Source organism: Citricoccus sp. K5 (assembly GCF_902506195.1).
Classification (GTDB): Bacteria; Actinomycetota; Actinomycetes; order Actinomycetales; family Micrococcaceae; genus Citricoccus.
Genome location: NZ_LR732817.1, coordinates 2418163 through 2429692 on the forward strand (window position 1 = coordinate 2418163; position 11530 = coordinate 2429692).

The 11530-nt window shown below is 70.2% G+C and carries 9 protein-coding genes; 5 read left to right on the plus strand and 4 right to left on the minus strand.

Annotated elements, in window-relative coordinates:
* Positions 1 to 40: 40 nt before the first annotated feature.
* Positions 41 to 1960 carry a DEAD/DEAH box helicase gene (locus BOSE125_RS10820; protein ID WP_159552450.1) on the minus strand — a complete coding sequence of 640 codons (1920 nt, stop codon included), beginning with the start codon at positions 1958 to 1960 and terminating at the stop codon, positions 41 to 43.
* Positions 1961 to 2332: 372 nt separating this feature from the next.
* Here BOSE125_RS10820 and BOSE125_RS10825 point away from each other — a divergent pair, with 372 nt between their 5' ends.
* Positions 2333 to 2914, plus strand: coding sequence for a hypothetical protein (locus BOSE125_RS10825; RefSeq protein WP_159552452.1), 582 nt, complete (start codon positions 2333 to 2335; stop codon positions 2912 to 2914).
* Between the two features lie 35 nt (positions 2915 to 2949).
* Here BOSE125_RS10825 and BOSE125_RS10830 read toward each other — a convergent pair whose 3' ends face one another.
* A complete protein-coding gene (locus tag BOSE125_RS10830) occupies positions 2950 to 3663 on the minus strand; it encodes a FadR/GntR family transcriptional regulator (protein WP_159552454.1) in 714 nt (237 codons plus the stop codon).
* 123 nt (positions 3664 to 3786) lie between these two features.
* On the opposite strand from BOSE125_RS10830, the gene BOSE125_RS10835 reads away from it, so the two are divergent.
* From BOSE125_RS10835 to BOSE125_RS10850, 4 genes are read left to right on the plus strand one after another with little or no spacing between them, the layout of a single operon-like run.
* Entirely contained in the window at positions 3787 to 5151 is a 1365-nt protein-coding gene (locus BOSE125_RS10835) for an SLC13 family permease (protein WP_159552456.1), read from the plus strand.
* A 55-nt stretch (positions 5152 to 5206) separates the two neighbouring features.
* Positions 5207 to 6382 carry a CaiB/BaiF CoA-transferase family protein gene (locus BOSE125_RS10840; RefSeq protein WP_159552458.1) on the plus strand — a complete coding sequence of 392 codons (1176 nt, stop codon included), beginning with the start codon at positions 5207 to 5209 and terminating at the stop codon, positions 6380 to 6382.
* Entirely contained in the window at positions 6379 to 7920 is a 1542-nt protein-coding gene (locus BOSE125_RS10845) for a carboxyl transferase domain-containing protein (RefSeq protein WP_159552460.1), read from the plus strand. The genes BOSE125_RS10840 and BOSE125_RS10845 overlap by 4 nt, the downstream gene beginning before the upstream one ends.
* A 21-nt stretch (positions 7921 to 7941) precedes the next feature.
* On the plus strand, positions 7942 to 8724 hold the full coding sequence (locus BOSE125_RS10850) for a sulfite exporter TauE/SafE family protein (RefSeq protein ID WP_159552462.1): 783 nt from the start codon (positions 7942 to 7944) through the stop codon (positions 8722 to 8724).
* Here the strand turns inward: BOSE125_RS10850 and BOSE125_RS10855 are convergent.
* Complete coding sequence (locus tag BOSE125_RS10855; RefSeq protein WP_159552464.1) at positions 8721 to 9908, minus strand: cystathionine gamma-synthase; 1188 nt, start codon at positions 9906 to 9908, stop codon at positions 8721 to 8723. The genes BOSE125_RS10850 and BOSE125_RS10855 overlap by 4 nt on opposite strands.
* An 11-nt stretch (positions 9909 to 9919) precedes the next feature.
* Positions 9920 to 11413 carry a cystathionine beta-synthase gene (locus BOSE125_RS10860; RefSeq protein ID WP_159555059.1) on the minus strand — a complete coding sequence of 498 codons (1494 nt, stop codon included), beginning with the start codon at positions 11411 to 11413 and terminating at the stop codon, positions 9920 to 9922.
* Positions 11414 to 11530 lie beyond the last annotated feature (117 nt).

The following is an 11530-nucleotide window of genomic DNA, read 5'->3' on the forward strand; positions in this document are numbered from 1 at the left end:
TTCGGCCGATTTTCACCGACCTCTTACCAGTCAGTACCCGTCAGTACCGGTCGCGTGAGGGCTTCTCGAAGGACTTTCGACCGCCCTTGAATCCAGCCTTGCCGCCGCCCTTGTGACCGCCGTAGCCGCCCTTGTGGCCACCCTTGTAGCCTCCGCCACCGGAGCGGAAGGGCTTGCCCTCGCGCTCGGCGTTCGTCGGACGGCCGGAGTCCTTCTGGATCTCGATCGGGCGGCCGTTGATGGTGGTGTTGCCCAGGGCGTCCCACTGCTGGCTGGTCAGGTCCGCCGGCAACTCCACGAGGGCGTGGTTGGAGCGGATGTCGATGTGGCCGATCTGGTTGGAACGCAGTCCGGCCTCGTTGGCGAGGGCGCCCACGATGTTGCCCGGCTGCACGCGGTCCTGACGGCCCAGGGAGATCCGGTAGGTGGCATTGCCCTCGGCCGGGCCGCGCTGCGGACCGCGGGAGCCGCGTCCGTCACGATCGCCACGGTCCTCACGTCCACCGCGCTCCGTCCTGGCCGGGGGCATGTCCTGCTCCTCGGCCAGCAGCGGGCGGCCGCCCTGGGCCATCTTGGCGAGCGCCGCGGCCACGTCCTCGGCGTTGACGTCGTTCTCCTCCACGTAGGAGTCGATGAGTCCGCGGAACACGTCCAGGTCGCCCGCCGAGAGAGTCTCGGTGATCTGGGCGCTGAAACGGCCCAGACGTGAGTTGTTGACGTCTGCCACGGAGGGCATGTTCATCTGCTCCACGGTCTGGCGGGTGGCCTTCTCGATGGCTCGCAGCAGGTACTTCTCGCGAGGGGTCATGAACAGCACGGCATCTCCGGAGCGCCCGGCGCGGCCGGTACGGCCGATGCGGTGGACGTAGCCCTCGGTGTCATGCGGGATGTCGTAGTTGATGACGTGGCTGATCCGCTCCACGTCGAGGCCGCGGGCCGCCACGTCGGTGGCGACCAGGATGTCGATGCGGCCCGAACGCAGGTTGTCCACGGTCTTCTCGCGCTGGTTCTGCGCCACGTCGCCGGAGATCGCCGCGGCCCGGAAGCCACGGGCGTTGAGCTTGGTGGTGAGCTCCTCGGTGGCGTTGCGGGTGCGGACGAAGGCGATGACGCCGTCATGCTCCTCGGTCTCGAGGATGCGCGTCATGGCCTCGAGCTTCCAGGAGCCGGTGACCTGCATGAAGCGCTGGCGGATGTTGCCGGCCGTGGTGTTCTTCGCGGCGACCGAGACCTCGACGGGGTTGTTGAGGTACTTGCCGGAGATCCGCTGGATGGCGCGCGGCATGGTGGCGGAGAACAGGGCGGTCTGCTTCTGGTCCGGGGTGGCGGACAGGATCTGGTCCACTTCCTCGGCGAAGCCCATGCGGAGCATCTCGTCGGCCTCGTCCAGGACCATGTACTGCAGGTTGGACAGGTCCAGGGAGCCCTTGGACAGGTGGTCGATCACGCGGCCGGGGGTGCCGACGACCACCTGGGCGCCACGGCGCAGGCCGGAGAGCTGGGGGCCGTAGGGGGCGCCGCCGTACACGGGGAGCACGGTCACGCCCTTGATGTGCTTGGCGTAGGTGGTGAAGGCCTCGGCGACCTGCAGGGCCAGCTCGCGGGTCGGGGCCAGCACGAGGATCTGCGGGGTGTTGGCCGGGCCGTTGACGTCAGCGGTCTCGGCCAGGCGGGACAGGGCCGGAACGGCGAACGCGGCGGTCTTGCCCGTGCCGGTCTGGGCCAGGCCCACCACGTCACGGCCGCTGAGCAGCAGCGGGATGGTCTGGGCCTGGATCGGCGAGGGGTTCTCATAGCCGAGGTCGGAGATGGCGGCGAGGACGCGGCCATCGATGCCGAGATCAGCGAACGCGGGGATGCCCGACTCTGCCGACTCTGCCGACTCGGTGTTCTCGGCGTTCTCGGTGTTTTCCGAGTTCTCGGCGTTCTGGATGGTTTCGTTTTGGGCGTGTTCAGACACGGTATTTCCTCACGGGGATCGGTGATTGCGGCCGGTTGGGTGCCGCAACGCATCGGATTGGTTCTCTCCGGTGCTCCCCGTGGCGTGGTCCAACATCACGCCCGTTCCATTTCTCCTGGCGGTCCCCGCCCTGCCGGTTCCGTTGGCGTTCCGGGCCGCAGGGGCGGCACAGTTCAACAGCGGAGGAACGGAAGGGGGTTCGGGACCGGCCGCCCGCGCAGCCGACACGTTGCCGAAAGCGGGCCACACAACTTGATGCCTTGCTGCCGTATTCAACAGCGGGGCATGCACAGGGGATTTGACCGGAATGGTCCCCCAAGTCTAACGCATCACGGCGGCCGAGGGATCGGGCCGAACAGTTAGGCTCGTCACGTGCCCGAGCAGACCCCTGGACAGCAATCCCCTGGCCCACAGCCCCACCATCGTTTCGCCCGTGCCGCAGGCCGTGCGACCCGTTCCTTCCTCGATGCTTCCCGGGACGACGCCGAACGCGTCCGCGCAGAGCGCCGGGAACAGGAGGACCGCCGCGCGGCCGAACAGCACGCTGCGGCTGAACGCCAAGCCGCCACACCCACCACCTTGAAGGTGGCCCGCTGGTGGTGGGTCATAGCCACCGTGCTCTTCGCCCTCGTGGCCACGGCCTTCCTCCTGTCCGGACTCAACGCCCCGGCCGGCGCCGCCGGCGGGCTCGACCTCGCCGCGCCGGAGGCCACCGCCACGGGACAGTTCGTCCTGGCGGGGCTGGCCGGCGTCCTGGCCCTCGCCACCGGCACCGGCGCCGTTCAGCTGCTGCGGTCCCGGCGCAGTGCGGTCGGCCTGCTGACCGGTGTGGCCGTGATCGTCGGGATTCCCCTGATCGTCCGCGGCCACCCCCTGCTCCTGACCCTCGCCCTGGTGCTGTTGGCCGGCGCCGCCCTGCTGTGGTTCCCACCGCTACGGCGATTCCTGCGCTGAACTGATGAGCCACTGAGCCACTGAGCCGCTGGCGATCAGCCCTCGGCGTCACGGAGCAGCAGGACGTCGGAGACGACGTCGATATGACGCTGCATCGCCCGGGCGGCTCCGTCCGAATCACCTCGGCGAATGCCCTCGGCAATAGCGCGGTGCGCTTCGAGGGAGACTTCCGGGCGCCCGGGCTGCCCCAAGGACTCAATGCGGGTCTCCCGGATCCTCTCACTCAGGAAGTCCATCATCTGCGCCAGGACCCCGGAATGCGCAGCCTGCGTGATGGCCCCGTGGAATCTCTCGTCGCCACCCACTCCCCGGTCACCCTGCTCGATCTCGCCCGCCATCACCTCGATGGCCGCGTCAATCGCCGCCAGGTCCTGCTCCGTCCGCCGCTCGGCCGCCAGGGCCGCGAGCTTGACCTCGATGGTGCTCCTGGCCTCCACGATCTCCGGCAGCAGGCTCCGATGGTCACTCAGCTGCCGCAGCAGCGTTGCCGCATTCGGGCGGTAGACCAGGACGGCTCCGGTGCCATGGCGGACATCGATGACGCCGAGCACCTCCAGCGCCACGAGGGCCTGGGCCAGGGTCGCCCGGGAGACGCCGAACTGTTCGGCCAGGTCGCGCTCCGAGGGGAGCCGGTCGCCGGGCGCCAGTCCCTCCTCATCGATGTACTCGAGGATCCGCTCCATCAGCTGCTCATACAGCCGAGCACGCGTGACACGGCGCGTCCCGTGGCCCCTGCCCTGTTCCGTCATCTGCAGCCTCCCGCGTCCTCGTCCGTGAGTTCGTCACAGCATATTGACAACTTGTTCATGAGTCTAGGAGGCTAGGCCACTAGCAGAGTGATCCACCTCACCCGCACCCTGGAAGGCATCCCTATGTCAGAACCCATCATCGCGATCATCATCCTGGCCGCCATGTTCATCCTCGCCACCGTGCTGCCCATCAACATGGGCGCGTTGGCGTTCGTGGGTGCCTTCGTTCTCGGGGCACTCTTCCTGGGGATGGAGGCCGATGACATCATGGCCAACTTCCCGGGGGGCCTCTTCCTCACCCTCGTGGGCGTGACCTATCTCTTCGCCATCGCCCAGAACAACGGCACGATCGACCTGCTGGTCAGACGGGCCGTGAAACTCGTGGACAACCGTGTCGCCCTCATCCCGTGGGTCATGTTCACCCTCACCGCGATCATCACGGCCGTGGGCGCGCTCGGCCCGGCCGCAGTGGCCATCATGGCCCCCATCGGCCTCAACTTCGCCGCCAAGTACAAGATCAACCCCCTGATGATGGGCATGCTGATCGTCCACGGCGCCCAGGCCGGAAGCTTCTCCCCCATCGCCGTCTACGGCGTGATCGTCAACGGCCTGATCGCCGACGCGGGCTTCGCGTTCAGCCCGACGGCCTTGTTCCTCAGCTCCCTGATCTTCAACGCGGTCATCGCCGTCGTCCTGTTCTTGGTCCTCGGCGGCAGGTCCCTCGTAGGAACCCGGGTGTCACAGTTCGCCGAGTCCGTCTCGGACGCCCGCCTCCACGCTTCTGTGGGCGCCCGCGCGGCCGGCGTCGACTTCAAGGGTTCCGGCAGTGGCACCTACGGCCCCCGGGACCCGGCCGGCGACGGCCCGTCCACCTCCCCCTCGCAGACGGTCACGTTCCCCCAGGTCGCCACCATGCTCGGCCTGGTGGCCCTGGCCGTGGTGGCGCTCGGATTCCAGGTGGACATCGGCTTTGTGTCCATCACCATCGCGGTCATCCTGGCGCTGCTCTCGCCGAAGGCCCAGAAGGGCGCGGTCAACAAGATCAGCTGGCCGACCGTCCTGCTGATCTGCGGCATGCTGACCTTCGTCGGCACACTCCAGGAGGCCGGAACCATCACCTACGTCTCCGACGCCGTCGCCCAGATGGGCATGCCGCTGCTCGCCGCCCTGATGATCTGCTATATCGGCGCCGTGGTCTCCGCCTTCGCCTCCTCCACCGCCATCCTCGCGGCCCTGATCCCCCTGGCCGTCCCCTTCCTCGACTCCGGCTCCGTCAGCGCCATCGGCGTCGTCTGCGCCCTGGCGGTCGCCTCCACGGTGGTGGACGTGTCCCCGTTCTCCACGAACGGCGCCCTGGTGCTCGCCAATTCACCGGAGGGGACGGACCCTGACCGCTTCTACAAGCAGATCCTCACCTACGGGGCGATCGTGGTGGTCGCCGCCCCGCCGCTCGCCTGGCTGACCATGGTGGTCCCCGGATGGATGTGAGCCGGCACCGCCCCGAGCCACGGGCGGATCCACAGACCGACCGCGAGAGGACACCATGACCACCACCGCAGGACCGCTCAGCGGCTACACCGTCCTCGACCTCACCCGCGCCCTGGCCGGCCCCCACGCCGGGATGATGCTCGGCGACCTCGGTGCCCGGGTGATCAAGGTCGAGACCCCCGGCACCGGCGACGACACCCGGTCCTGGGGCCCGCCGTTCGTGGGCCCGGAGGACGACCCGCAGGCCACCTACTACCTCTCCTGCAACCGCAACAAGGAGTCCATCGCCCTGGACCTCAAGAGCGAGGACGGCCGGGCCACCCTGGCCGAGCTCATCCGGAGGTCCGACGCCCTGCTGGAGAACTTCCGGACCGGCGTGCTGGACCGGCTTGGTTTCCCGGTGGAGACCCTGCATGAGATCAACCCCCGGCTCGTCATCCTCTCCATCACCGGGTTCGGCCATGACGGCCCTGAGGCCACCCGCAGCGGGTACGACCAGATCGTGCAGGGCGAGGCCGGACTGATGTCCCTCACCGGCTCCGGTCCGGACGACCCCCAGCGCGTGGGCGTCCCGATCGCCGACCTGCTCTCGGGGATGTACGGGGCCTATGGCCTGCTGGCGGCGCTGCTGGAACGCGAGCGGACCGGGCGGGGACAGGTGGTGAGGACCTCGCTGCTCGCCGCGGTGGTCGGCGTCCACGCCTTCCAGGGGACCCGCCAGACCGTGGCCGGGCAGACCCCGCAGGCCCAGGGCAACCACCATCCCTCGATCGCCCCCTACGGCCTCTTCCACTGTCAGGGCGGCAGCGTTCAGATCAGCGTCGGCAATGAGCGGCTCTGGAGGACGTTCTGCACCACCGTCGGCCTCGATCCCGAGGACCCGGACTTCGCCACGAACGCGCTGCGGGTGGAACACCGGGACCGGCTCATCCAGGTGATCGAACAGGCCTTCAGCACCCATCCACCCGCCGAACTGCTGACACGGCTGGATGCGGCCGGCATCCCCGCCGGAAAGGTGCGGTCCCTGGACGAGGTCTATGCCTGGGACCAAGTCGAGTCCCAGGGTCTGCGCGTGACCGTGGACCACCCCCTCCTCGGTGGCATCGACCTCCCCGGACCCCCGCTGCGGTTCTTCGACGCGTCCTCGGGGCAGGAGACCACCAAGCGGTCCCACACGGCCCCGCCGCTGCTGGACCGGGACGCCGAGGCCATCCGGTCGTGGCTGGCATGACGGGCACCGAGGTGAGGCTGCGGCGGTCCGCGGCACAGCTCCTGGACCTGGTGCTGGACAAGGGCACCTTCACGCCGTGGGATCGTCCGGCCGAGCAACCTCCCACCAGCCCCCGGTATGCCGCCGAGTTGGAGAAGGCCCGCCGCGTCACCGGGGCGGACGAGGCCGTCACGACCGGCCGGGGACTGATCCGTGGCCGCCCGGTGGCCGTGATCGCCTCCGAGTTCGGCTTCCTGGCGGGATCCATCGGCCGTGCCGCATCGCGCCGCATCACGGACGCCGTCCGACGCGCCACCGAGGAAGGCCTGCCCCTGCTCGCCTGCCCGGCCTCCGGCGGCACCAGGATGCAGGAGGGGACCCCCGCCTTCCTGTCCATGGTGGACATCACCCAGGCCATCCACCGGCACAAGGACCGGGGCCTGCCCTACCTGGTCTACCTCCGGCACCCCACCACCGGCGGCGTGATGGCCTCCTGGGGGTCCCTGGGCCACGTGACCCTCGCCGAGCCTGGCGCCCTGCTCGGCTTCCTCGGGCCCCGGGTCTTCGAGGCCCTCAACTCGGAGCCGTTCCCCAGCGGGGTGCAGACGGCGGAGAATCTCCACCGCCTGGGGATCATCGACGGGGTCGCCGCCCCCGAGGACCTTCCGGACCTGCTCGACCGGGTGCTGCGCATCGTCGCCCCGGCTCCCCAGTCCAGCCAGTCCGGCCAGTCCAACCAGTCCAATTCGGCCTGCCCGACGCCGGCCCCGGCCAGCGCCGCTGCCGGCCCCGGCACCACCTCCACCTGGCACTCCATCGAGCGATCCCGCCACCCCGGGCGGCCTGACCTGCAGCGCCTGCTGGAAGAAGGCGCGGATGACGCCGTGATCCTGCACGGCACGGGGCAGGGCGAGGCCGATCCGGGGCTGACCCTCGCGTTGGCCCGCTTCGGCACCCAGCCGTGCGTCGTCGTCGGGCATCAACGGCCCGGTCCCGGGGAGCGGGAGATGGGCCCGGCCTCCCTCCGTCAGGCCCGGCGGGGCGTCCAGGTGGCGCAGGAGCTGCGCCTGCCCCTGCTCACCGTCATCGACACGGCCGGAGCGGAGCTGTCCCGCGAGGCCGAGGAGGGCGGGCTGGCCGGCGAGATCGCCCGGACCCTCGCCGACCTGATCGGGACGCCGGCGCCCAGCGTGTCCGTCCTCTGGGGACAGGGCGCGGGCGGCGGTGCCCTGGCCCTGGTGCCCGCCGACCGGGTCATCGCCGCCGAGCATGCGTGGCTCTCGCCCCTGCCCCCGGAGGGTGCCAGCGCGATCGTGCACCGGGACACCCTCCACGCCCCCGAGCTGGCGGAGGCACAGGACGTCAACGTCGCCGCACTGCACCAGATCGGGCTCGTGGACCACGTGGTACCGGAGGAACCGCCAGCCGAGCTCGACCCGCACGGCTTCTGCACGGCCATGGCCTCGGCCATAGAGTACGAGCTGTCACGGGCGGTCTGCGTCCCGGACGCCGACCGGCTCGGCTTGAGGGCCGCCAGATTCCATCAACTGGGCTGCTGACGCGGCCGGAGGGAGGCGCCGGTGGACGTGCTGACGGCACTCGCGATCCTCGCCGCCGGACTCGGCGGGGGCCTGGTCGTCACCGCCATCGGGGCGGGCTCCCTGGTGACCTTCCCCGTCCTGCTGGCCGTCGGCCTGCCGCCGGTGGCGGCAAACGTCTCCAACACCATCGGACTCGTGCCGGGGAACATCACCGGCACCTGGGGGTACCGACACGAGCTCGTGGGTCAGCGCGGCCTCGTCATCGGCGTCGCCGTGACCACCGCCGTCGGCGCGGTGGGCGGGGCGCTGCTGCTCCTCTCCCTGCCCTCGGAGGCCTTCTCTCTGCTGGCACCCTGGCTGATCCTGCTCGCCGCCACCCTGGTCGGCGCCCAGCCCATCATCTCCGGGGCGTTGCGGCGGCGGGCGCGGCGCCGTGGGGATGCGCCCCGCGGCACCAGCGCCCGCCTACCGGCGCCCCTGGCCTGGGTGTCAGCGGCCATCGGCGTCTACGGCGGCTACTTCGGGGCAGGCCAGGGAGTCATGCTCGTGGCCTGCCTCGCCCTGGGACTGGAGCAACGGCTCCAGACCGTCAACGCCCTGAAGAACGTGGCCGTGCTGGCGGCCAACGTCGTGGCAGCCCTGATCTTCGTGTGGATCGCCCCCGTCGACTGGGCCGCCGTCGGCCTCCTGGCAATCGGATCCATGGTCGGGGGCTGGCTCGGCGCCCTCATCGGGCGACGACTGCCCGGACCGGTCTTCCGGGTCCTCGTGGTCCTCTTCGGCTACGTCGTCGCCCTCCGGCTCCTGCTGGACACGGCCTAGAGCGAGGCGATGGCGCGGTCCAGGTCGTCGATGAGGTCGGCCACGTCCTCGATGCCCACGGACAGGCGCACCAGATTGTCCGGCACCGCGAGCTCCGTGCCGGCCACGGAGGCGTGGGTCATCTCGGCCGGGTAATTCATCAGCGACTCGATCCCGCCCAGGGACTCCGCCAGCTGGAACAGCCGGGTGGTCTCGGCGACCTGCTTGGCGGCCGCCGCCCCGCCGGTGAACTGCACCGAGACCATGCCGCCATAGCCTCGCATCTGGCGGGAGGCGAGCTCATGGCCCGGGTGGTCGGACAGGCCCGGGTACAGCACCCGTTCCACGCCGGGGACACCCTGCAGGTGCTGGGCGATCGTGGCGGCGTTCGCATTGTGGCGGTCCATGCGCACCCCGAGCGTCTTGAGCCCCCGGGTGGTCAGATAGGCGTCCAGCGGCCCGTTGACGGCGCCGGCGGCGAACTGCTGGAACTTCACCTTCTCGGCCAGTTCCGGGTCGTTGACCACCACGGCACCGCCGATCACATCGGAGTGCCCGCCGATGTACTTGGTCGTGGAATGGACCACGACGTCGGCGCCCAGTTCCAGCGGCAGCTGCAGGTACGGCGTCGCGAAGGTGTTGTCCACCACCAGCAGCGCCCCGGCAGCGTGCGCCGCCCCCGCCAGTGCGGCGATGTCCGAGACCTTCATCATCGGGTTGGACGGCGTCTCCAGCCACAGGATCCGGGCACCGGAGGCGTCGGTGCTCGCCAGTGCCTGTTCCACAGCGGAGACGTCTGCCATGTCCACCACGGTGTGGGTGACGCCCCAGGGGCCCAGGATCTTGTTGATCAGGCGGTAGGTGCCGCCGTAGACGTCGTTGCCCATGACGATGTGGGCGCCGGGGCCGGCCACGGCATGGATCAGGGCGTTCTCAGCGGCCAGGCCGGAGCCGAAGGTGAAGGCGCGGGCCCTGCCATCCACGCCGCCTTCCAGGGCGGCCAGCTGCTCCTGGAGGGAGTCGCGGGTGGGGTTGGTGCCGCGGCCGTAGTCATAGCCGTGGCGCAGCTCGCCCACCTTCACGGGCGCGTAGGTGGTGGAGAGGTGCACGGGCGGGACCACCGCCCCGTAGACCTCCTCGTGGGCCTGGCCGGCGTGGATGGCGCGGGTGTTGAAGCCCTCGTAGCGGGGGGTCTCGTTGGTCATGTCCAGTCCTTTCAGCGGGCCACGCGGGCCAGCAGGTCGTGCAGGGTCACGATGCCGGTGACCACGCCGTGGTGGGTGGCCATCACGGCGGGGGCGGAGCGCAGAGCCTCGCGCACCGCGGAGAGCGGGGCGTTGACGTTGACCTTCGGCAGTGGGGCACCGACGTGGTCGAACACGGTGTCCGCGGCGGTCGCCCGCCCGGTGGCCAGCAGATCGGTGAGCGTGGCCACGTCCACGGCGCCCAGGATCTCGCCGACGCGCAGGTCCTCCCGGGGCGCGCCGACCACGGGCAGAGCGTCCACTCCGTAGCGGTTCATGGTGGAGATGGCCTCGGCCAGGGTGGCGTCCTTCGGGGCGGTGACCACGGACGGCAGGGCGCCGGGCAGCCAGGCGGACTTCTCCCGCAGGAGGTCGGCGACCGTCGCGTTCCAGGCCGCCGGAGCCGAAGACACCGCGGAGGGTGAGGAACCCGCGGTGCCCGAGGGGCCGGCGTCGTGCGCGGGTTGCAGGTCCACCGGCAACACCGACTCCGGTGTGGAGGCCTCGAAGCCCATCTCGTCCATCCAGCCCTCGTTGAAGATCTTGCCGAGGTAGCCGCGGCCGGAGTCCGGCAGGATGATGACCATCACGTCGTCCTCACCGAGGTCCTGCGCGGCCCGGAGGCCCGCGACGACGGCCATGCCGGAGGATCCGCCCACGAGCAGGCCCTCCTCTGCGGCGAGGCGGCGGGTCATCTCGAAGGAGGCGGCGTCCTCCACGGCGAGGACCTCGTCCGGCACCGACTTGTCATAGTTGCCGGGCCACATGTCCTCCCCCACGCCCTCCACGGAGTAGGGCCGGCCGGTGCCGCCGGAGTAGACGGAACCGTCCGGATCGGCCGCGATGACCTTGACGGGACCGGAGGCGCGGTCGGCGGAGACCTCCTTGAGGTAGCGGCCCGTGCCCGTGATGGTGCCGCCGGTGCCCGCACCGATGACCACGTGGGTGAGCCGGCCGGCGGTGTCCCGCCAGATCTCCGGGCCAGTGGTCTCGTAGTGGGACTCCGGGGCGGAGGGGTTGAAGAACTGGTTGGGCTGGTAGGCGCCAGGGATGTCCCGCTCCAGGCGGTTGGCCACCCCGTAGTAGGACTCCTCGGACTCGGGGGCCACGGAGGACTTGGTGACCACCACCTCGGCACCGTAGGCCCTGAGGACATCCCGCTTCTCCTCGCCGACCTTGTCCGGGGTGACGAACACGGAGCGGTAGCCCTTGAGCTGGGCGACCATGGCCAGGCCCACGCCCGTGTTCCCGGAGGTCGGCTCCACCACGGTGCCACCGGCGGTGAGTCTGCCCTCGGACTCGGCGTTCTCGATCATCTTCAGCGCGATGCGGTCCTTCACCGAGCCGCCGGGGTTCAGGTACTCGGGCTTGACCAGGATGGTGGCCTTGAGCCCCTCGGTGACCCTGTTCAGCTTTACCAGCGGGGTGTTGCCGATGAGGCCGAGGACATTCTCGGCGTAGGTCATGCCGTCCTGGTGGCCGGATGGGGTCTCTGGAGTGCCGGCGTTCTCGGGCTGCGCGTTCATGGGCTCAACGGTACCGCCGGGGCCGCCTCGAGCGGCAAGAGCATGAATCCGCATGAC